23 protein-coding genes are annotated in these 20,641 nt (G+C 73.8%); 13 read left to right on the top strand and 10 right to left on the bottom strand.

Translation table 11 applies throughout. The annotated features are described in order from the left end of the window. Positions 1–38: 38 nt before the first annotated feature. Positions 39–1,409, bottom strand: coding sequence for a hypothetical protein (locus GKC29_RS20925; protein WP_155332435.1), 1,371 nt, complete (start codon positions 1,407–1,409; stop codon positions 39–41). A gap of 130 nt (positions 1,410–1,539) precedes the next feature. Beyond that, a complete protein-coding gene (gdhA, locus tag GKC29_RS20920) occupies positions 1,540–2,877 on the bottom strand; it encodes an NADP-specific glutamate dehydrogenase (protein ID WP_155332434.1) in 1,338 nt (445 codons plus the stop codon). Between the two features lie 630 nt (positions 2,878–3,507). On the opposite strand from gdhA, the gene GKC29_RS20915 reads away from it, so the two are divergent. The 3 genes from GKC29_RS20915 to GKC29_RS20905 all read left to right on the top strand — a co-directional run bounded on the left by GKC29_RS20915 (position 3,508) and on the right by GKC29_RS20905 (position 6,086). Further along, the gene (locus GKC29_RS20915) at positions 3,508–4,092 is read left to right on the top strand and encodes a hypothetical protein (RefSeq protein ID WP_155332433.1); all 585 of its coding nucleotides are present in this window, start codon (positions 3,508–3,510) and stop codon (positions 4,090–4,092) included. Positions 4,093–4,402: 310 nt separating this feature from the next. Then, a complete protein-coding gene (locus GKC29_RS20910; protein ID WP_155332432.1) occupies positions 4,403–5,374 on the top strand; it encodes a pirin family protein in 972 nt (323 codons plus the stop codon). A 52-nt stretch (positions 5,375–5,426) separates the two neighbouring features. After that, positions 5,427–6,086, top strand: coding sequence for a hypothetical protein (locus tag GKC29_RS20905; RefSeq protein WP_155332431.1), 660 nt, complete (start codon positions 5,427–5,429; stop codon positions 6,084–6,086). Positions 6,087–6,304: 218 nt separating this feature from the next. On the opposite strand, the gene GKC29_RS20900 is transcribed toward GKC29_RS20905, so the two are convergent. After that, entirely contained in the window at positions 6,305–6,946 is a 642-nt protein-coding gene (locus GKC29_RS20900) for a DUF1345 domain-containing protein (RefSeq protein ID WP_155332430.1), read from the bottom strand. Between the two features lie 18 nt (positions 6,947–6,964). Further along, positions 6,965–7,258 (bottom strand): DUF2795 domain-containing protein, encoded by a 294-nt coding sequence (locus GKC29_RS20895; RefSeq protein WP_230688737.1) that lies wholly within the window; start codon positions 7,256–7,258, stop codon positions 6,965–6,967. A gap of 127 nt (positions 7,259–7,385) precedes the next feature. On the opposite strand from GKC29_RS20895, the gene GKC29_RS20890 reads away from it, so the two are divergent. Further along, positions 7,386–7,796: a DUF2267 domain-containing protein gene (locus GKC29_RS20890; RefSeq protein ID WP_155332429.1), complete on the top strand. Its 411-nt coding sequence runs from the start codon at positions 7,386–7,388 to the stop codon at positions 7,794–7,796. A 62-nt stretch (positions 7,797–7,858) separates the two neighbouring features. On the opposite strand, the gene GKC29_RS20885 is transcribed toward GKC29_RS20890, so the two are convergent. Next, on the bottom strand, positions 7,859–9,025 hold the full coding sequence (locus GKC29_RS20885; protein WP_155332428.1) for a CaiB/BaiF CoA-transferase family protein: 1,167 nt from the start codon (positions 9,023–9,025) through the stop codon (positions 7,859–7,861). A 297-nt stretch (positions 9,026–9,322) separates the two neighbouring features. On the opposite strand from GKC29_RS20885, the gene GKC29_RS20880 reads away from it, so the two are divergent. From GKC29_RS20880 to GKC29_RS20860, 5 genes are all read left to right on the top strand, one after another. Next, complete coding sequence (locus GKC29_RS20880; protein WP_155332427.1) at positions 9,323–10,336, top strand: TerC/Alx family metal homeostasis membrane protein; 1,014 nt, start codon at positions 9,323–9,325, stop codon at positions 10,334–10,336. Between the two features lie 79 nt (positions 10,337–10,415). Then, on the top strand, positions 10,416–11,006 hold the full coding sequence (locus tag GKC29_RS20875; protein ID WP_230689095.1) for a sulfite oxidase-like oxidoreductase: 591 nt from the start codon (positions 10,416–10,418) through the stop codon (positions 11,004–11,006). After that, positions 11,006–11,764 (top strand): ferredoxin reductase, encoded by a 759-nt coding sequence (locus GKC29_RS20870; RefSeq protein WP_155332425.1) that lies wholly within the window; start codon positions 11,006–11,008, stop codon positions 11,762–11,764. The genes GKC29_RS20875 and GKC29_RS20870 overlap by 1 nt, the downstream gene beginning before the upstream one ends. 18 nt (positions 11,765–11,782) lie before the next feature. After that, positions 11,783–12,076, top strand: a complete 294-nt coding sequence (locus GKC29_RS20865) for a DUF6510 family protein (RefSeq protein WP_155332424.1) — start codon at positions 11,783–11,785, stop codon at positions 12,074–12,076. A 48-nt stretch (positions 12,077–12,124) separates the two neighbouring features. Then, a complete protein-coding gene (locus GKC29_RS20860) occupies positions 12,125–12,643 on the top strand; it encodes a GNAT family N-acetyltransferase (protein ID WP_155332423.1) in 519 nt (172 codons plus the stop codon). 36 nt (positions 12,644–12,679) lie between these two features. Here GKC29_RS20860 and GKC29_RS20855 read toward each other — a convergent pair whose 3' ends face one another. After that, positions 12,680–12,841, bottom strand: a complete 162-nt coding sequence (locus GKC29_RS20855; protein ID WP_155332422.1) for a hypothetical protein — start codon at positions 12,839–12,841, stop codon at positions 12,680–12,682. Positions 12,842–12,975: 134 nt separating this feature from the next. Here GKC29_RS20855 and GKC29_RS20850 point away from each other — a divergent pair, with 134 nt between their 5' ends. Beyond that, positions 12,976–14,274: an NAD(P)/FAD-dependent oxidoreductase gene (locus GKC29_RS20850; protein ID WP_155332421.1), complete on the top strand. Its 1,299-nt coding sequence runs from the start codon at positions 12,976–12,978 to the stop codon at positions 14,272–14,274. A gap of 45 nt (positions 14,275–14,319) precedes the next feature. On the opposite strand, the gene GKC29_RS20845 is transcribed toward GKC29_RS20850, so the two are convergent. Both GKC29_RS20845 and GKC29_RS20840 read right to left on the bottom strand, forming a co-directional pair. After that, positions 14,320–15,099 carry a spermidine synthase gene (locus tag GKC29_RS20845; RefSeq protein ID WP_155332420.1) on the bottom strand — a complete coding sequence of 260 codons (780 nt, stop codon included), beginning with the start codon at positions 15,097–15,099 and terminating at the stop codon, positions 14,320–14,322. An 89-nt stretch (positions 15,100–15,188) separates the two neighbouring features. Further along, positions 15,189–16,175 carry a DUF2267 domain-containing protein gene (locus tag GKC29_RS20840; protein ID WP_155332419.1) on the bottom strand — a complete coding sequence of 329 codons (987 nt, stop codon included), beginning with the start codon at positions 16,173–16,175 and terminating at the stop codon, positions 15,189–15,191. Between the two features lie 249 nt (positions 16,176–16,424). Between GKC29_RS20840 and GKC29_RS20835 the strand changes: the two genes are divergently transcribed. Next, positions 16,425–16,739 (top strand): hypothetical protein, encoded by a 315-nt coding sequence (locus tag GKC29_RS20835; protein WP_155332418.1) that lies wholly within the window; start codon positions 16,425–16,427, stop codon positions 16,737–16,739. Between the two features lie 85 nt (positions 16,740–16,824). Here the strand turns inward: GKC29_RS20835 and GKC29_RS20830 are convergent, their stop codons facing one another. Then, positions 16,825–17,169, bottom strand: coding sequence for an STAS domain-containing protein (locus GKC29_RS20830; RefSeq protein WP_196255678.1), 345 nt, complete (start codon positions 17,167–17,169; stop codon positions 16,825–16,827). Between the two features lie 56 nt (positions 17,170–17,225). Next, entirely contained in the window at positions 17,226–17,588 is a 363-nt protein-coding gene (locus GKC29_RS20825; protein ID WP_230688736.1) for an STAS domain-containing protein, read from the bottom strand. A gap of 245 nt (positions 17,589–17,833) precedes the next feature. Here GKC29_RS20825 and GKC29_RS20820 point away from each other — a divergent pair, with 245 nt between their 5' ends. Further along, positions 17,834–19,582: a PP2C family protein-serine/threonine phosphatase gene (locus GKC29_RS20820; protein WP_155332416.1), complete on the top strand. Its 1,749-nt coding sequence runs from the start codon at positions 17,834–17,836 to the stop codon at positions 19,580–19,582. After that, entirely contained in the window at positions 19,579–20,610 is a 1,032-nt protein-coding gene (locus GKC29_RS20815) for a B12-binding domain-containing protein (protein WP_155332415.1), read from the top strand. Before GKC29_RS20820 ends, GKC29_RS20815 begins: the two co-directional genes overlap by 4 nt. Positions 20,611–20,641: the final 31 nt, after the last annotated feature.

The raw sequence follows: 20,641 nt of genomic DNA, 5'->3' as shown, positions 1-20,641 counted from the left end.
TCGATCTCCCGGCGGGCGCCCGCCCCGTGGTGCGCTCGTCAGCAGGCGGGGTAGAGGCGGCGGGTGCCGACGCCGGCGGCGTACGCGGCCCGGTCGCTGAACCGGCAGCCGTAGTCCGCCGCCGCCACCACCGCCGGGTCGGTGACGGTGTCGCCGGCCGGGCGCTTGCCGGTGCGTACCCAGGACGCCAGGTCGTCCCAGGCGGCGCCGGCCTCGGCCGGGGTGAACTCGCAGTGCTGCGCGGCCCGGACCGCCCGCTGGACCAGCAGCCGGCTCCGGCCGTGCTTCGCGACGTCGCGGGCGTACGCCTGCTCCATCGAGAACGGTACGAAGAGGTCGCCGAGGTTGTGCAGGCTGAGCACCGGCGCGGTGGGCCGGCCGGCGACGCGGGGCACCTCGGTCAGGGTCGGGGACAGCCGTTGCCGCAGGTTCTCCGGGGCGACGCGCCGCACGGCGGCGTTGACGTCCACCGGGCTGTTCGGCGCGTACCGGGTGAACAGGTTGGTGGCGAGCTGCCCGGGCCGCTCGGCGGGGGAGTCACCACCGTTGGGCACGCTGATCCCGAACAGGAAGTCCTTCCAGATCGCGAACGTGACATCCGCCCCGGGACGCGGCCCGCCCGACCGGTTGACGGTGATGTCCCGAAGCTGCCGCCCCCGCTCGTTGGTGATCCCCGGGCTCGTGGGCGTCACCCCGGTCAGGCCCAGCGCCACCTGGATCCGCGGCACCACGGCGGTCAAATAGTCGGCCGGCACCGGGTAGGCGTCGACCCCGGCGAGGGCCTGCGCGACCAGGTTGTAGTCGAGGAAGAAGTCCAGCAGCGTCTGGTCGCCGAGCACCCCGCACAGCGGCAGCGCGCCGGCGTAGAAGCCGGGATACTGCTCCAGCGAGCGGGCGATCACGTAGCCGCCCATCGACGCGCCCGCCAGGTACGTCCGGTGCGGGCGCCGCACCTCCCGACGGAAGTGGTCGGCCAGGTCCCGGGTGCTCAACACGCCGGCCCTGATGTCGAAGCCGTTGCGGTAGTACGAGGAGGACGCCCACGCGTACCCCTGCTCCAGCAGGCGCTGCCGCAACCCGAACCCGGGCGGTTCCGGCGACAGGACCGTGCTCTGCCCGCGATAGCCGTGCGCCCACATCACCAGGTCGCCGTTCCACTTCGCCGGGACCTCGACGATGTAGGCGGAGTGGCGGTGGACGCCCTGCCGGACGGTGGTGGGCGCGCCGCCCACCACCAGCGGGTCGAGCGGCGGGTTGCTGATCGTGTAGCCGGGCAGCGGCTGCGTGCCGTCGCCGTGGCGGTCGGGGGCGGCGGTCGCGGGCACGGCGCCGGCGAGCCCGACCGTCAGGGTCAGGGCCACGCCGGCGCCGAGAAGACGTCGGACGGTACGGGCGGTCGAGGACAGCATCGGCGCTCCCGCTGGGACGGTGGCCGCCCGGTGGTGAGCGGGCGGGACGGTGGCCTACCGACCGGTAGGGACCTGAACGTAGGCGCGCCGTTCCACCGGTGTCAATGGAACCGACTGACCGACCGGTCAGTCACACCACCCCGTGCGCCAGCATCGCCTCCGCCACCCGGCGGAACCCGTTGATGTTCGCCCCGGCCACGTAGTCACCGGGCAGCCCGTACTCCTCGGCGGTCGCCCAGCAGCGGGCGTGGATGTCCCGCATCGTCTCCCGCAGCCGCTGCTCCGACTGCGCGAAGGTCCACGAGTCGCGGCTGGCGTTCTGCTGCATCTCCAGCGCGCTCACCGCCACCCCGCCCGCGTTCGCCGCCTTGCCCGGGGCGAACCGCACCCCCGCCCGCCCGAGGATCCGCACCGCCTCCGGGGTGGTCGGCATGTTGGCCCCCTCGACCACCGCGACGCAGCCGCCGGCGACGAGCTCCGCGGCCTCCGCGCCGCCGATCTCGTTCTGCGTCGCGCACGGCAGGGCCACGTCGCAGGGCACCTCCCAGACGGTACGGCCGGCGACCGCGACCGCGTGCGGCACATGGCGTACGTAGTCCTCCAGCCGGGTCCGGCGCTCCTCCTTCAACTCCCGCAGCAGCTCCAGGTCGATGCCCTTCTCGTCGAGCACGTACCCGTTCGAGTCGGAACAGGCCACCACCGTCCCGCCGAGCTGGTGCACCTTCTCGACCGCGTAGATCGCCACGTTGCCCGAGCCGGAGACCACCACCCGCTTGCCGTCCATGCCGTCCCCGGTCTGCTTCAACATCTCCTCGGCGAAGAACACCGCCCCGTACCCGGTCGCCTCGCGGCGCGCCTGCGCACCCCCGTACGCCAGGCCCTTACCGGTGAGCACCCCCGACTCGTAGCGGTTGGTGATCCGCTTGTACTGCCCGAACAGGTAGCCGATCTCCCGGCTGCCCACGCCGATGTCCCCGGCCGGCACGTCGGTCTGCGCACCGATGTGCCGGTAGAGCTCCGTCATGAAACTCTGGCAGAAGCGCATCACCTCCCGGTCCGAGCGGCCCTTCGGGTCGAAGTCCGCCCCACCCTTGCCGCCGCCGATCGGCAGCCCGGTCAGCGCGTTCTTGAAGATCTGCTCGAAGCCCAGGAACTTGACGATCCCCAGGTACACCGACGGGTGGAAACGCAGCCCACCCTTGAACGGGCCGAGCGCGCTGTTGAACTCGACCCGGAAGCCCCGGTTCACCCGCACCCGGCCGTGGTCGTCCTCCCACGGCACCCGGAAGATCACCTGCCGTTCCGGCTCGCAGATGCGCTCGATGATCCGCGCCTCGGCGTACTCCGGGTGTCGCGCCAGGGCCGGCCCGATGCTCTCCAACACCTCCCGAACCGCCTGGTGGAACTCCGGCTCACCCGGGTTCCGGGTGACCACCCGGGCGAACACCGTCTCGACGGTCTCCGGCATCCCGACACGTCCCTTCGATCGCTCCCGGCGGCCCCGTTGCCGCCCGCGTCGGCGACTTCGCCGAACCGTCCCCGAGTACGGACCGTCACCCCTGTCCGGTTCACCGACGCGTGCCGTCGGTCATGTGCTCGCCGTTGACCTGGTCGGGGTTGGAGCCCTGTGCCGGGGCGAGATCTTGGAAGGGTTTGGCCCCTGGAGGGGCCGAATTCCTCCGTGATCTCGATGCGTCGCGTGCGCTGGCTGGGTGGTGTGTCCGGTTGGTCTGTGCCGTGTCACGCCCGGGTGTCGGGTTTTGGGGGTGTGGTCGGCGGCATCGTGGGGGTGGAATGGTGGCGGGGGCGGGGTCGTTACATCACCTGGACGATCGAGTAGGGCCGCCCACCCGAGCGGGTGGGGCATGGTCCTCGGGCCCGGCCGGAATGATGGCGGGCCGGTGGTCGTTACATCTGGACCCGGCACCACGAGGGCCGCCGGCCCCGGTTCGCCGGTCTTTCGATCACCACCTGCCCGCCCCCTTGGGCCTGGTGGTCATCCCCTGAATGTCTGTGAGCGCCGGACGGTGCTTGCGTCACCACACCCCTTGTCCCCCCTTTGCGGGTGGGTGGCGTCTTCCCCCGAATGGAGCTTGTCATGAACTCGAAGCTGCTGCGTAAGAGCGTTCTCGGTATCGCTGGTCTGGCCTTCGCCGGTGGCATGGTCGCCGGCCCCGCCACCGCCGCCCCGTCGGTGGAGTCGAAGCCGGTCGCCGCCACGGTGCTGGCCGACAAGCCCGACACCGGCAAGCTGATTCCGCACGGTGTGCAGGGCAAGCAGTCCCGCATCGACCTGGACGACGAGCAGACCGCGAATGTGAAGGCGATCATCGCGGCGACGAAGAAGGCCGACATGGACGAGCGGGCCGCCGTGGTGGCCATCGCCACCGCGTTGCAGGAGTCGAAGCTGGTCAACCTGGGTCACCTGGGTGAGCGCAACGACCACGACTCGCAGGGCCTGTTCCAGCAGCGCCCGTCCAGCGGGTGGGGCACGGTCGAGCAGATCACCGACCCCGAATACTCCACGCTGGCGTTCCTGAAGGGTCTCAAGCAGGTCGACGGCTGGCAGGACATGCCGCTGACCAAGGCCGCCCAGACGGTGCAGGTGTCGGCCTACCCGTTCCACTACGCCCAGTGGGAGACCCAGGCCGCCGACCTCGTCGCCGAGCACTGGAACAACTGACCCACAGTCTTTCCTCACAAGGGGGGAACCACGCCGCTGGCCGGCACCCGAACCCGGGTGCCGGCCAGCGGCGTCTGTGCCGTAGGCGTCACCAACGGAGCCCAGCACGCGAGCCAACCCCAGCCCGATCCACCGACCGGGCAGCGCCCGCCCGTGGCTGCGGCCGTCGGAGCACGGCCGCCGTGGTCGTACGCCGGACGGCTGCTGGTGGCGGCGGGTTGCCCGTTCCGGAGCCGGGCCGGTCCGCGGGCGCCACCGCGGTGACGGTCACCTGGGGTTGAGCGCAGGTCGGTGGGCGTACAGTCGGGCCGTGGAGCGTACCGAGAAGATGCCGGCGGAGACCCGCCCACCTGGTGTGGCGACGGTGGATCCCGGCAGCGTGCTGCTGCCCGGCCACGACGTGCCGCTGGGGCGGTACACGACGGTGCGGCGGCTGCTTCCGCAGCGGCAGCGGCGACTCGTCGGGGCGTGGTGCTTCGTCGACCACTTCGGCCCGGACGACGTCGCCGAGCGGCCCGGCATGGAGGTGCCGCCGCACCCGCACACCGGCCTGCAGACGGTGACCTGGCTGCTGGACGGGGAGATCCTGCACCGCGACAGCCTCGGCAACGTGCAGCCGATCCGCCCGGGCCAGCTCAACGTGATGACCTCGGGGCACGGCATCGCCCACTCCGAACGGTCGCCGGCGCAGCATCCGCCCCTCATGCACGGCGTGCAGCTGTGGGTGGCGCTGCCGGACCCGGCGCGGGCCGGCGCGGCGGACTTCGCCCACCACGCGGAGCTGCCGCGCTGGCGCGACGACGACCTCGACGTGACCCTGCTGGTGGGCGAGCTGGCCGGCGAGCGCTCCCCGGCGGTGGTGCACACGCCGCTGCTGGGCGCGCAGCTCGAGCCGCGCGGCCCGGCGCCGGCCACGCTGCGGCTGCGCCCCGACTTCGAGTACGGGCTGCTGGCCATGTCCGGCGCCGCCGACGTGGACGGGGTGGGTCTGACCCCGGGGGCGCTGCTCTACCTGGGCACGGGGCGGGAGCGGCTGACCCTGCGCGGTGAGCCGGGAAGCAGGTTGCTGCTGCTCGGCGGCACGCCGTTCGACGAGCCGCTGGTGATGTGGTGGAACTTCGTCGGGCGTTCACACGAGGAGGTCGCCGCCGCCCGGGAGGACTGGATGGCCGGGCGCCGCTTCGGCGTGGTCGCCGACGACCCGGCGCCGCCGCTGCCCGCACCCGCGCTGCCCACCACCCGGCTGAAGGCCCGCGACCGCAGCGGCGGCGTGCACGGCTGAGCGGTCGTCGCCGGGCAGGCGTGGGCCGGCGCGGGACGGGTAGTCGCGGCCCATGCCGAGCATCTCCACCATCGAGGACAAGAAGCGCCTGGTCCGCCGGCTGGCCGGCGGCGGGCGAGGCTTCGCCGAGCAGTACGGCTTCCGGGTCACCAACAACCCGTCGAGCCTGTTCCAGATTCTGTGTCTCGCCGTGCTGCTGGCCCGGCGGGGCGATTTCCGGCGCGCCCTGGACAGCGCGCACGCCCTGCCCGCGAACGGGTGGGACAGCGCCGCGCGGCTGGCCCGTTCCCTGCACGCCGACCGGATGCGGGTGCTGCGGGAGAGCGGCCAGCGGGGGGACGTCGACGCCCTCGCCACGACCCTCGGCGATCTGGCGCGTACCGTCGTCGAGCGGTACCGCGGCGACCTGCGCCGGTTGCGGTCTCTCGCCCACCACGATCCGGCCCGGGAGCGGGCGCTGCTCACCGAGCTGCCCGGTGTGGACGGCACGGTGGCCGACCTCTTCCTTCGTGAGGCGCAGGCGCTGTGGCGGGAGGTGGCGCCGGTGGCCGACCGGCGCGCGCTGGTCGCGGCGCGGCGGCTCGGGCTGGGGCGCTCCGCCGACGACCTCGCCGGCCTCGCCGGCAGCGGCGAGTCGGAGCGGCTGGCCTGGCTGGTGGGCGCACTGGCCAGGGTGGATCTGGAGCAGCGGTACGCGGAACTGATGCGCTGACGCGACGTGCGCCAGCCCACAGTCATCCGGAATTTCCACCCGTTCGGGGGATGTCATGTCGTATGCTGAGCGCGGCAGAGATGCCCGCCCGGTTCGGGCGTAGGGCAACTGCCTGGTGAGCGCGATCCGGTTCGGGCGCGCAGACCACCGGGACAGGTCCATGTATGGCGCCCCAGGTCGCGGTTCGCGGCCCGGGGCGCCGGCCTGTCCGGGCCGGCTCACCTCGGCAAACTGACCAGCAGGTTCACGATCGCCGCGACGACGAACGCCCCGAACAGGTACGACACCATCGAGTGCCGCAGCACGGTCCGGCGCATCTCGATGCTGGTAATCGTCGTGTCCGACACCTGGAAGGTCGCACCGACGGTGAACGCGAGGTACGCGAAGTCCGTGTAGCAGGGCGGGCCGGTCTGGCTGAACTCGATTCCGCCGGCGTCGTCCATGTAGTAGAGCCGGGCGTACCGCGCGGCGAAGACGGTGTGCACCACGAACCACGACAGCAGCACGCTCAGCACACCCACACCGCCGAAGGCGTCCCGGACCGCCCGGGTGGGCGCGCTGTGCGCGGTGGTCACCACGAACCCGATCGCCAGCAGGCTGGCCACGCACGCCACCAGCAACAGCACGTCCCGTACGGCCCGGTTCGGGTCCTCGCGCAGCGAGAGCCGCGCGGTGTCCTCGGCGTCCAGCGGCCACAGCTTGTGCCACACCAGCACCAGCCACGTCAACGCGGCGGCGTCCCACCCGATCAGGGGGGCGAGGGTCTCCATGCCGAGCGCCACGCTGACGGCACCAGTCACCACGCCGACCACGCCCATGACGGTGAGCTGGACCGCGGCCGGCGGGTGCCCGTCCGGCATCCGCACCTTACGTACGCGTCAGATGCTGCGCAGGTGCTGCGACACCCGTTGGTGCCGCTCCCTCGCCTGCGCGGCGCGCTGGGAGGGGCCGACCTCCGGGGCGGCCTCGATGCCCGCGGAGCGGGCCACCTCGTTGCCGTTGGCGTAGTCGACCTGGGGCGGCAGGGCACGCAGGGCGCGCAGCACGTCCGGCGGGGCGCCCTCCCGTTCGGCCTCGCGTACCACGTCGTCCTTCTCCGCCGGGTAGTCCAGGCTCGACAGGTACTGCAGCACGTCGGCGTACGTCGCCATGATGGTGAGCTCCTCCGGCATCGATCCGGTCACGACCGGCGGCGGTTACCCGTCCGGGCCGGACTCACGCCCCCGACCGGCGGGTAACCGGGCCGTTTTCCGGGCCGGGTTGCGGGTACCCGCGGGGCCGGATTCCGAGGGAGTACGCATGAACTACGACACCTTCATCGACCAGGTCGCGCAGCGCACCCGTACCCCGTCCGAGCAGGCGGTGGAGCTGACCCGGGCGACGCTGGAGACCCTGGCGGAGCGGCTGACCGGCGGGGAGGTGCTGGACCTGGCCGTGCAGCTGCCCCGCCCGTTGCAGCTGGTGCTGAAGCCGGGCCCGGACAACGAGTCGGCGCAGCGCGTCGGGGCGGCGGAGTTCGTGACCCGGGTGGCGGCGCGGGCGCACGTGGACGAGTCGACCGCCCGGGACGCGGTGCGGGCGGTGTTCACCACGTTGCGGGAGGCGATCAGCGGCGGCGAGTTCGACGACGTGGTGGTGCAACTGCCCCGCGACTACCGGGACATGGTGGAGCCGGCACTCGCCCCGGGCGCGACGCTGCGCCGGCCCTGACGGCTGTTAACAAGGACCCCTTCCACTACCGCAGGCGTTAACAGGGGGCCCTTCCTTACACCTCAGGCGATTGCGCCGCTGGTGCGGAGGGCGGCGATCCGGTCGGCGTCGAAGCCGGCTCCGGCCAGCAGTTCGTCGGTGTGCTCGCCCGGCTGCGGCGGTGGGCGACGCAGCGCCGTCGGGGTGCCGGAGAAGCGCGGAGCGGGCGCCGGCTGCGTCGCACCGTCCCGCTCGACGAACGTGCCGCGCGCGGCCAGGTGCGGGTGTGCCGGGGCCTCGGCCCAGTCCAGCACGGGGGCCACGCAGGCGTCCGAGTCGGCGAGCAGCGCCGCCCACTCGTCGCGGGTCCGGGTCCGGAACAGCCGCGCCCACGCCTGCCGCAGCGCCGGCCAGTTCGCCGGGTCGGTGCGGTCCAGTGCCTCGTCGCCGGGCAGCGGGAAGCCGGTCCGCCGCACCAACTCGTCGTAGAAGCGCTGCTCCAGCGCGCCCACCGCGACGTGCCTGCCGTCGGCGCACTCGTACGTGTCGTAGAACGGCGCGCCGCCGTCGAGCAGGTTCACGCCGCGCGGGTCCTGCCACATGCCCAGCCGCCGCAACGCGTGGATCTGGGTGCTGAGCACCGACACGCCGTCCACGATGGCCGCGTCCACCACCTGGCCCGGGGCGCCGCCGCGCGCCGCGTACAGGGCGCTGACCAGGCCCAGGGCCAGCATCATCCCGCCGCCGCCGAAGTCGCCGAGCAGGTTCATCGGCGGCACCGGCCGCTCGCCGGCCCGCCCCATGCCGTGCAGCGCCCCGGTCAGCGCGACGTAGCCGATGTCGTGCCCCGCGTACGGGGCGGCCGGGCCGTCCTGTCCCCAGCCGGTCATCCGCCCGTACACCAGGCGCGGGTTGACCGCGTGGCAGTCCGCCGGCCCGAGGCCCAGCCGCTCGGTCACGCCCGGCCGGAAGCCCTCGATCAGCGCGTCCGCCCCGGCCGCCAGCGCGAGCACCACGTCCCGGCCGTCCGGTGACTTCAGGTCGACCGCGATCGAGCGGCGGCCGCGGTTGAGCAGGTCCGGGTGCGGGCTGCCGAACGCGGACGGGTCCACGTCGGTCACCCGGTCCACGCGGACCACGTCCGCGCCCAGGTCGGCCAGCATCATCGCGGTGAACGGTCCCGGCCCGATCCCGGCCAGCTCGATCACCCGTACGCCGGCGAGGGGGCCGGCTGGGACGTCCTCGGTCACCGGGCCACGATAGGCGGTCCGGTGTTTGCGCGGTCAAGGGGCCGGGAACGCGACCGGGTGGACGGGAAGGTGGCCGACGACCGGATCGGGGTGGCCCTGCCGCACGGTGATCCGCCGGGCTCGGGGCGTACCGCGCTTGGCGGTCGGAAACCGGCTGACCTAACCTTGTGCCACGAGGGGAGTACTTCCCACGAACCATGCCGGTCAGTACGGCGTGCCCGGAGCACGCCTCGGGTGGTTGCCCACGAAAGCGGGTGAAGGAGACCTCGAGCATGACACCGTGTTCGAGGAGGCTCCATGACTGAGTTGCACCTTGCCGCCGATCTCCAGTCGGTCGGCACTCCTACGCTGTGGGCCGTCACCATCGCCGGCGTGCTCGCGCTCCTGGTGCTCGACTTCCTGGTGACCCGGCGACCGCACGAGGTGTCGCTGCGGGAGGCGCTCGGCTGGTCGGCGTTCTACATCGCCCTGCCGCTGGCCTTCGGCGCGTGGATCTGGTCCCGGTACGGGTCGAAACAGGGCATCGACTACCTCACCGGTTACCTGGTCGAAAAGTCGCTGTCGGTCGACAACCTGTTCGTCTTCATGCTGCTGCTGGCCGCCTTCGCGGTGCCCGCCGTGCTCGCCCAGCGGGTTCTGCTCTACGGCATCGCCGGCGCGCTCGTGCTCCGGGCGATCTTCATCGCCCTCGGCGCCGCCGCCCTGCAGACGCTCGACTTCGCCTTCCTGCTCTTCGCCGCCATCCTGCTGGTCACCGCCGTGAAGCTGCTGCGGGACGCGCTCTCCGGCCACCAGCAGGAGGTCGACATCAACAAGATGCGCTCGGTGCGTCTGCTGCGGAGGTTCATGCCGGTCACCGAGGACTACCACGGCACGAGGATGACCGTCCGCATCGACGGCCGGCGGACGCTCACGCCGCTGGCCCTCGTGGTGGTGGCGGTGCTCGCCACGGACGTGGTGTTCGCCGTCGACTCGGTGCCCGCCGTCTACGGCATCACCGAGGACCCGTACCTGGTCTTCGCCACCAACGCGTTCGCCCTGCTGGGCCTGCGGGCGCTCTACTTCGTCCTGCACGCCGCGCTGAGCCGGCTGGTCCACCTCACCTACGGCCTGTCGATCATCCTCGGCTTCATCGGTGTCAAGCTGGCCCTGCACTGGGCGCACGGCATCTGGGCTGGCGTGCCGGAGATCCCCACGCCGATCTCCCTCGCCGTGATCGTCGTGGTGCTCGTGGTGGTCACCCTCACCAGCCTGCGCGCCACCCGCGAGCGCACACCGGGCGAGCGGGAGATCGTCGTCGAGCGCCGGTGACGGTCACCCGCCGCGGGTCCCTTCCCCCGAGCGGGCACGGACCCCCCGCCCGGGGTGGTAGGACTGACGGGTGGGAATCGTGTCACCGGGCTTCCAGGGCCGGCCCCGCTCGGCGGAGCCGGCCCTGCCGCCGGGCCAGTACCTGACCGAGGACTTCCCGGTGCTGTCGGCCGGCCCGACCCCGAAGGTGCCCCTGGACACCTGGGAGTTCGTCATCACCGCCGAGACCGGCGTCGAGTACCGGTGGACGTGGGACGAGATGATGGCCCTGCCGCAGGAGACGGTGACCGTCGACATCCACTGCGTGACCCGCTGGTCCAAGCGCGACACCGACTGGCGGGGCGTCTCCCTGGACACGCTGCTCGGCGGCGTCGACACCGCCGCCCACTACGCGCTGGCCCACTCGTACGGCGGCTACACGACCAACCTGCCCCTGGCCGACCTGCGCGGCGCGCGGGCCTGGGTGGCGCACACGTACGACGGGGGGCCGCTGCACGCCGAGCACGGGGGGCCGGCCCGGCTGCTGGTGCCGCACCTGTACTTCTGGAAGTCCGCGAAGTGGGTGCGCGGCATCCGGCTGGGCACCACCGACCAGCCCGGGTTCTGGGAGACCGCCGGCTACCACGACTACGGCGACCCGTGGCGTGAGCAGCGGTACCAGGGCGACTGATGGCGGCACCGACGGCGGGCGCCCGGGTCGCCCCGCTGACCTGGCGGGTGGGCCGCCTCGTCGAGCGCCGGACGGAGACGCCGACCGCGCAGACCCTCGTCCTGGAGGTCCCCGGCTGGCCGGGGCACCTCGCCGGGCAGCACCTCGACGTGCGGCTCACCGCCGAGGACGGCTACCAGGCGGCCCGGTCGTACTCGCTGGCCGGGCCCGCCGACGGGGACCGGATCGAGCTGACCGTGCAGCGGGTGCCCGACGGCGAGGTGTCGCCGTACCTCATCGACACGTACGCCGTGGGTGACCCGGTGGAGGTGCGCGGCCCGGTCGGCGGCTGGTTCGTGTGGCGGCCGGCGGAGACCGCGCCGGTGCTGCTGGTGGGGGGCGGGTCGGGGGTCGTGCCGTTGATGGCGATGGTCCGGGCCCGGCGCGCCGCCGGCAGCCGCGCGCCGTTCCGGCTGCTCTACTCCGTCCGCACGCCGGTGGACGTCTTCTACGCCGACGAGCTGCGCCGCCGGGTCCGCGACGACTTCGGCCTCGACGTGGCGTACGTGTACACCCGGGAGGCCCCGGAGGGCTGGCGGGGGGAGCCGCACCGCATCGGCCTCGCCGACGTCAACAGCCACGGCTGGCCACCCGACCTGCAACCGCTGTGCTACGTCTGCGGCCCGACCGGCTTCGTGGAGACGGTCGCCGACCTGCTGGTCGGCCTGGGACACGAGACCCGCCGGGTGCGGACCGAACGGTTCGGGCCGACCGGCTGACCCGCCGAGAGGGAAACCATGACCGAGATGTCCTACCTGGACGGCAACATGCTGGACGGGCCGCTGCGGGAACTGTTCGCGGTCGACCTGAGCTCCGCCACCGGCCGCTGCGAGAACTGCGGGATGGTCGGCCCGTTGGCCACGCTCCAGGTGTGGTCGCACGCCCCCGGCCTGGTGGCGCGCTGCCCGAACTGCACCGCGGTGATGCTGCGCCTGGTGCGCGCCCCCGATCGCGCCTGGCTGGACCTGCGGGGCAGCACCTTCCTCCAGGTGCCGATGCCGCTCGACCAGCCGCACCCGCGTCCGCTCTGACCGACGCCGGGTGGACACCGGCGCGACGAGCGGCCAGAGTGGGGCGCCGTGAGGTACCTGTGCAGCGACGGGCGGGTGGGCATCCGCCGTCCCCGTCCCACCGACGAGGCCGAGTTCGTCGCCGCCGCCCGCCGCAGCCGCGAACTGCACCACCCCTGGCTGTCCGCGCCCGACGACGCGTCGGCGTACGCCGCGTACCTCGCGAAGCTGCGCCGCCAGGACCACTCCGGCTACCTGATCTGCGACCGCGCGAGCGGCGCCATCGCCGGGTACGCGAACATCAGCGGCATCATCCTGGGCGCGTTGCGCGGCGGCTTCCTCGGCTACGCGGCCTTCCTGCCGTACAGCGGCACCGGGCACGCCTCGGCCGGGATCGGCCTGGTGGTGCGGCACGCGTTCACCGCGCTCGGACTGCACCGGCTGGAGGCCAACATCCAGCCGGGCAACGAGGCGTCCCGCCGGGTGGCCCGCAAGCTCGGCTTCCGGCTGGAGGGCTACTCGCCCGACTACCTCTACGTCGACGGGGCGTGGCGGGACCACGAGCGCTGGGCGATCACCGCGCCCTGACCTCGCTGGTCCGGCCTCCGGGAAGGCCGGACCGGGTCACCGACCGGGACCGCGGGCTTCGCGGCGCTGCCCTCCCAGGCTCTCGATGTGGCCCTCCTTGTGCTTCACCCGCCGGCGCTGGCGCGGGGTGAGCTGCGTACGGCCGCTCTGCCGCAGGTACGTCGGCACCCGCCGGTCGTTCGGTGTCGGCTCGCTCATGCGGCGCTCCCTTCCCGTCTCGTGGTGGAACAAGGGTGCGCCCCCCTCGGGTGAGTCGTCCTCACCCGGGACGGGTGAGGACGAGCGCCCGACCGGCACGTTTGTCCCGGGTGTCGGTGGGAACGGCAGCGGGCATGACGAAGCCTCGTGTGGTGATCGTGGGGGCCGGGTTCGCCGGGTACCACGCGGCGAAGACGCTCAGCCGCCTGGCGAAGGACCGGGCCGAGATCGTCCTGCTGAACGCGACCGACTACTTCCTCTACCTGCCGTTGCTGCCCGAGGTCGCCGCCGGCGTGGTGGAGCCGCGACGGCTCTCCGTGCCGCTGACCGGCACCCTCGACGGGGTCCGCGTCGTCATCGGCGAGGCCGACCACGTCGACCTCCAGAACCGCTGGGTCGGCTTCACCCAGCCGGAGGGGGAGCGCAACCGGATCGCGTACGACCGTCTCGTGCTCGCCGTCGGCAGCGTCAACAAGCTGCTGCCCATCCCCGGGGTGACCGAGTACGCCACCGGCTTCCGCAGCCTGCCCGAGGCCGTCTACCTGCACGACCACGTCGTGCGGCAGATCGAGCTGGCCGAGCAGGCCACCGATCCGGCCGAGCAGCGTGCGCGGGCCACCTTCGTGGTGGTGGGCGCCGGCTACACCGGCACCGAGGTGGCCGCCCACGGGCAACTCTTCACCGACCGGCTGTCCGCGCAACGGCCCCGCCTCAAGATCCGGCCCCGGTGGATGCTGCTCGACGTGGCGTCCCGGGCGCTGCCCGAGCTGGACAGGAAGATGTCGGACACCGCCCACCGGGTCCTCGACCGGCGCGGGGTCGACGTGCGCATGGGCACGTCGGTGGGCGTCGCCACCGCCGACGGGGTGAAGCTCACCGACGGCGACTACATCCCCACCTGCACGCTAGTCTGGTGCGTGGGCGTCCGCCCGGACCCGTTCGTCGCCCAGCTCGGCCTGCGCACCGAGAAGGGCCGCCTGGTGACCGACGAGTACCTCACCGTCCCCGGCTTCCCCGAGGTGTACGCGTGCGGCGACGCCGCCGCGGTGCCCGACGTGACCCGGCCCGGGGAGGTCTGCACGATGACCGCGCAGCACGCGCAGCGGCAGGGCAAACTCGTCGCCCACAACATCGCGGCGTCGTACGGGCAGGGCAAGCGCAAGCCGTACAAGCACCACGACCTGGGCTGGGTGGTCGACCTCGGCGGACGGGACGCCGCCGCCAACCCGCTGCACGTGCCCCTGTCCGGGCTGCCCGCCAAGGCGGTCACCCGCGGCTACCACCTGCTCGCGATGCCGGGCAACCGCGCCCGGGTGGCCTCCGACTGGGTGCTTGACGCGACGCTGGCCCGCCCCGCGGTGCAGCTGGGCCTGGTGCCCGCCAACGCCGTGCCGCTGGAGAGCAGCTCACCGGAACTCCCCGCCCGCGTGTAAGGAAGGGCCCCCTCTTAACGCCTCGCGTTGTAAAGGGGTCCCTTCCTAACCGTCGGCCGGGTCGGTGCGGGGGTGGGCGCCCGCGACGAAGGCGTTGAGTGCCGGGCCGTGCAGCACCCCGCCCGGCACCGGGTCGCGCAGCGCGCGTGCCACCAGGCGCGGCACCGGCAGCCGGCCGGGACGCCGCCCGGCGGCGAGCACGAGATTGCCGTACCGCCGACCGCGCAGCATCCGCCGGTCGGCGACGAGGCACACGCCGGCGAACACCGCCCGCAGTGTCGCGGCCTGCACGCGGGCGTGGACCAGCGGGGGAAGGTCGGTGACGTTGACCAGGTGGATGCCGTCCGGGCGCAGCACGCGGGCCACCTCGGCGGCGAACCCCACCGTGGTGACGTGCGGCGGCATCCGGGCCGCCCGGTAGATGTCGGCCAGCACCAGGTCGTACGCGCCGTCGGGGGCGGCGCTGACCGCCTCGCGGGCGTCGGCCACGTGGATCTCGACCGGCGGGGGCGGGAGTTCCCGCGTCACCAGCTCGACGACCGCCCGGTCCCGCTCGACGACCACCTGTGTCGACCCGGGCCGGGTCGCCGCGAGGTAGCGCGGCAGCGTCAGCGCGCCGCCGCCGAGGTGCAGCGCCCGCACCGGCCGGCCGGCGGGTGCGGCCAGGTCGATCACGGCGGCCATCCGGCGGACGTACTCGAAGTGCAGGTACCGCGGATCGGCGACGTCCACGTACGACTGCTCGACGCCGGCGGCGAGGAGGGTGCGCCCGGTGGGCCGGGCCGGGTCGACGACCAGTTCGAGCCGGTCGTCGGGGGCGTCCATGAGAGGCCAGGCTAGCCCATGCCGAGCGGCGTGCCGCGCAGCGCCGGCGCCGGCCGGCGAGGCGGGAGCCCGCCGGCCGGCGAACGCGGTCAGCCGCTGTTCATCCCGGCGCCCACCTCGTCGATCGCGTCGTCGACGGCGTGCGCCAGGTCGACGTCGGGGGCGGTCACCGAGCGGTCCTGCCGGGACCGGACGGTCGCCACGGTCACGAGGGCGGTGTTGCCGTCCGGCCGGGCGATCCGCGGTCCGCGACCGGTCTGCTGCTTGAGCAGGTCGAGGCGGTCGAGTACGCGGTCGAGATTGTCCGCCGGCAACACCACCGTCCGCGACAGCCCGTTCACGTCACCGGACCAGTACGGCAGATCGGCCAGCGCCTCGCGCACCTCCGCCTCGCCGAGCGGAGGTGTCGAGGTGGTGGCGCCCACCAGACCGCCCCCGGGCTCAGGTGGGGCGAGCAGGTCCCGCAATCCGTCCGGGACGTGCAGTGACTCGACCAGGTCACCGTCCCGGTCGGCCAGCGCGGCGAGGGTCGCCTCGGCCTGGTAGCGGGCCTGTTCCGGGGTACGGCCGCTGAGCCGGCCCACCTCGGCCAGGAAACCGGGCAGGTCGGCGTGGCTCTCGACACCGTCGACCGGCGTGACGTCGTGCAGGGACATCGGCACCGCGTCCAGCAGCCGACGGCGCTCCGCCTCACCGAGCGCCCAGGCCAGAACCAGCACGGTCGCCTCCGCTCCCACCTTCGCGGTCCGGAAATCCACCCCGGCCCGGCGGCCCACGTCGTCGACGAGTTCGCGGTAGCCGATGGTGGTCACTCCCGGGGAGGCCGTACCGGGGTCCGCCATCGGCCGGGGGTGCTCCGGGATGCCGGTCGGGGGCGGTGCGGGACCACCGCGCGTAGCGTCCGGTTTGCGACGACCCGCCGGGGGCGGCCCGTTCCGTCGTCCCTGGTCGAGGCTGGTCAACTGCTTCGACGCGCTCAGGCTGGCACCGGTCTCGCTGGGCCGCATGCCGCGTTCCCGGGCCTGGCGGGCCAGGGCGCGGCGGCGCTGGCTGTCGCCCTCCATCTGCTTGCGCATGGTGACACCTCGCTTCCGCTGGTGTTCCCTCGCTTTCCAGCCGGTCGCCTTCCCGCCGCCGCCGACCACGAAACGGACGCCGCCGGCCACGAAAGGGACACGCCGCCGGCCGCGAAAGGGACAAGCGGCCGGCCCGGCCCGACCGGGTACGAGCTTCATCCGGCGTGGGTGAGGGACGGTCACCCGCCCGGGCCGGACGATCGCAGCGGACCGGGAACCTCCGAGGCACACCCGGAAGGGAAGGTCGTGATGAAGAGGATCGTCGAGATCGTCCCCGCCCGACCCGGCTGGTACGCGCGCTGGCAGCTCGCCCCCGGCGACACGCGCTGCTACCCGGTCAGCCTGTGGGCGCTGCTGGAGGAGGCCGACGGCACCGGCCGCGAGGTGATCGGCGTGGACTGTGTCGGGCAGTGGCCCGGGGCGGACGACAACGAGGCGGGTGGGGAGTTCGTCCGCTACCTCTTCCAGACCCCCGATTCCGGCGCGCCCGACGACGTCGAGCCGCCACCGGACGTGCCCGAGCGGGCGACCGGACCCCGCCGGCAGGCGGTGCCCGCACCCTGAGCATCACTCCGGCCCCCGGCCCCTGGTCCCAGGGTCGGGGGCCATCCCCCGGGCGGCGCGACCCGGCCGCTTGCGCAGGCCGCGGTCAGCCGGCCTCGCGCAGGTCGTCGTCCCCGGTCCGCTCGACGGCCAGCAGCTCGACCAGGCCGGTGCGGTCCAGCAGGTTCTGAAGTTGCGGGCTCACGCCGGCCAGGCGGACCGGGCCGGTGCCGGCGCGGTGCACCACCACCAGGGCGCTCAGGCCGGACGAGTCGCAGAGGCCGACCCCGCCCAGGTCGATCAGAAGCTCGTGGTGGCCGTCCCGGCGCGCCTCGGCGGCCGCCTCGACGAGCTCCGGCGCGGTCTCGAAATCCAGGTCGCCGGTCAACCGGAGCCGGGCGCATCCGGCGTCGAGCCGGGTCACCTCGATCGTCAACAGCCGCGGCCCCATGCCTCCATGTTCCCAGTCGCGCACCGATTGGCAACTGTCGGGGCGGCGTCGGCGATTCACGCCGGGGCGGTCGGTTGTTCCGCGGGGTCGTCCGTGGCGGGGCCGCTGTCGGTGATCGGACGCGCGAGCAGGCCCGTGACGCCGGTCAGGTCGAGGATCGTCGCCAGGAACCGGGGCACCGTGCGCAGTTCGAGGACCGTGCCGCCGGCCTGCCCCTCCCGCCACGCGTGCACGATGACGCCCAGGCCGGTGCTGTCGATGAAGCACAGGTCGGCGAAGTCGAGGACGAGGGTGGCCGGGACTTCGGCGAGGACTCGGTCGACCTCGGTCCGCAGCGGGGCGGCGGTCGTGTACGCGAGGTCGCCGGCGACCCGGATGAGCGGGGCGTCCGGATCCGACCGATCGACGGTCATGCTCATCGGCGCGGGCTCCGGGTTCCTCCCATGGCCTAGCACGATCACGCCTTTCCGCAGGCTGCCGGTCGGCAAGCGTCCCCGGGATGGTAGCAACACCCGCTCGACGCCGCCGGGAGCCGAGTCGCCCGCCCGGCGAGGGCGTGGGGTGGCGGTACCGGCGTACCGGCGTAGGGTGGGACGCAGAGATTTGACCACAAGCGTCGGTTCCCGGCGCGGTGCGGGTGTCGACGAGGAGTGGGGCTCAGCTGGTGACTGCTGCCGACGTCAGGGGTCAGGACCCGGGCGACGGGCGGATCTCCACGCCGAATGCCGCACGGGCTCCGGCGTGGCCCGCCGACACCCGGGCTCGTCCCATCCGCGCCCGTCCGGCACTCGCGCCCGACCCCGCCCCCGTCGCACCCGAGTGGTCCGAGGTCGTCGAGCACGTCCGGGAGGGCCTCGTCGTCTGCGACGCCGACGGCGTCGTGCGGCACGTCAGCCCGGTCGCGCAGCGGCTGCTCCCCGAGGTGATGGCTGGTGCGTCCCTCGCCGTTCCCGGGCTCCTCTCCGGCGACTTCACCCACCACGGCCGCCGCCTGCGGTCCCGGCGGGTGGCGCTGTCGTCCGGCCGCTCCTGCTGGTACGTCGAGGATGTGACCGAAACCCTCGCCCGCGCCGACGCCCTGCTCGCGGAGCGGGCCCGGTCGGCGTTCCTCGCGGTGGTCGGCGAGAAGCTCGGCAACCCCCTGCACCCCGACCGCGCCGCCGCGGCGGTCGTCCGGCTCGCCGTGCCCACCCTCGGGGAGGTGGCGGTCCTGGTGCTGGCCCCCCGTGCCGGACGGGTCCGCTGGTGGCGCGCCTCGCGGGCCGACGACGAGACACCCACGGTCGACAGCGGTGCCCTCCCCGCGACCCACCTGCCGCCGGCCGTCGTTCAGGGGCTCGAGGGCACCGAGCCGCACGCGGTGGACTGGCTCGTCGAGCAGGCCGTCGACGCGGGTTGGCTGCCCGGCCCCGCCTCGACCGGCATGTGTGCCCGGGTGGTGCCGTTGCCCGGCCGGGACGCGCCGGCCGGGGTGCTGCTGGTCGTCCGGTGGGCGGCCCGGTGGTACGAGGACGCCGACGTGGACCTGGTCCGGGCGTTCGCCGCGCGGGCCGGGGCGGCGTTGACGACCGCGCTGCTCTACCGCGACCAGGCCGAGGTCGCCGACACCCTCCAGGCCAGCCTGCTGCCGGTGGAGCCGGCCGCGGCCACCGGCGTCCAGTGGGGCACCGCGTACCGCCCGGCGCAGGCCGGGCTGCGCATCGGTGGCGACTTCTACGGCTCGCACCGGCTGCCCGACGGCGGGTCGGTCTTCTTCCTCGGCGACGTGTCCGGCAAGGGCGTCGAGGCGGCCGTGTTCACCGGCCAGCTACGCCAGTGCCTCCACGCGCTGCACCGGGTCGAGACGCACCCGGGGCGGCTGCTCAAGCTGCTCAACGACGCCCTGTTGGAGACCACCCAGGCGCACGACCGGGGGCGGTTCGCGACCATGGTGCTCGGGGTGCTCCGCCCGTGCCGGGACGGCGGCCTGACGCTGACGCTGGCCGGCGGCGGTCACCTGCCGCCGCTGGTCCTGCGCAACTCCGGCGAGGTCGAGCAGGTGCCGCTGCGCGGGATGCTGGTCGGCGTCGTCCCGGACCCGCGCATCGGCGAGCAGACGGTCCACCTCGACGCGGGCGAGACCTGCCTGCTCTACAGCGACGGCGTGACCGAGGCCCGGGGCGGGCGCCACGGGCACGAGCAGTTCGGCACCGACCGGCTCGTCACCGCCGTCACGGGGTGCCAGCGCATGCCGGCGCCGGCCCTGGCCGAACGGGTCGAACAGGTCACCTGTGACTGGCTGGCCGACGGGGACCACGACGACATCGCCGTGCTCGCGCTCCGCGCGACCGGCCCGGCCGGGCGTACGCCCCGGCACCTGCACGCCGTGCCCGACCAGGCGGCGACGGACGAGGAGAGGGAGGCGCGCGGGTGACCGCCTCGACCACCGCGGCCGGCCCGGCCGCCGCCTGGTCCCGCTATCTGCACTGCCTCGCCGAGGCCGACGAGTACGCCGCCGTCGAGGTGGCGACCCGCCTGCTCGACGACGGGCTGTCCGCCGAGCGGGTGCTGCTCGATCTGGTCGCCCCCGCCCAGGCCGAGGTGGGGGACCGCTGGGCCCGCAACGAGTGGAGCGTGGCGCAGGAGCACGCCGCCACCCACATCAGCGAGCGGGTGGTGGCGGCCGTCGCCGCGTACGCCGGTTCGCGCCCGACCCGCGGTCGGATCGTCGTCGCGTGCATGGACGGCGAGTGGCACGCGTTGCCGCCCCGGCTGGTCGCGGAGGTGCTGCGCCTGCGCGGCTGGCAGGTCACCTTCCTCGGCGCGAGCGTGCCGGCGGCGCACCTGGTGTCGTACCTGCACCGGCACGACGCGCACGCCGTCGCGCTGGCCTGTGCGCTGCCGATGCGGCTGCCGCAGGCGCACCGCATGATCGAGGCGTGCCGCCGCTCCGACGTTCCCGTGGTCGTCGGCGGGCGGGGCTTCGGCGCCGACGGGCGGTGGGCGCGCCGGCTCGGGGTCGCCTGGGCGCCGGACGCGCCGTCGGCGGCGGACCTGGTCGCCGACGAGCGGGCGCTGCGGCGGACCCCGCCGGCGGAGCTGTCCCACCTTGCCGACGACGAGTACGCGAGCCTCGTCAAGCGGCGCGGGGAGCTGGTCGACTCGGCGCTGGCGGACCTGCGGGAGCGGACGCCGGCGACCCGGGACTACACGCCCGCCCAGGTGGACTCGACGGTCAGCGACCTCGGGTACGTGGTCGATTTCCTGGCCGCCGCGCTCTACGTCGACGACGGCACGCTCTTCACCGAGTTCGTGGACTGGCTGGTCGACATCCTCGCCAGCCGGGGCGTGCCGGCGCCTGCGGTGGGGCTGACGCTGACGCACTACGCAGAGTCGCTGCGGGATTTCCCGCGGGCGGCACGCTTCCTCGACGCGGGTCGCAAGGTCGTCGCCGCGCGGTAGATCACGCCGGCTGCTGCGCGGGCACCTGTGC

Origin of the sequence: Micromonospora sp. WMMC415, assembly GCF_009707425.1 — a bacterium.
Taxonomy (GTDB): Bacteria; Actinomycetota; Actinomycetes; order Mycobacteriales; family Micromonosporaceae; genus Micromonospora.
The sequence above is the reverse complement of the archived record's forward strand: the minus strand, read 5'-3'. Positions and strand labels throughout refer to the sequence as shown.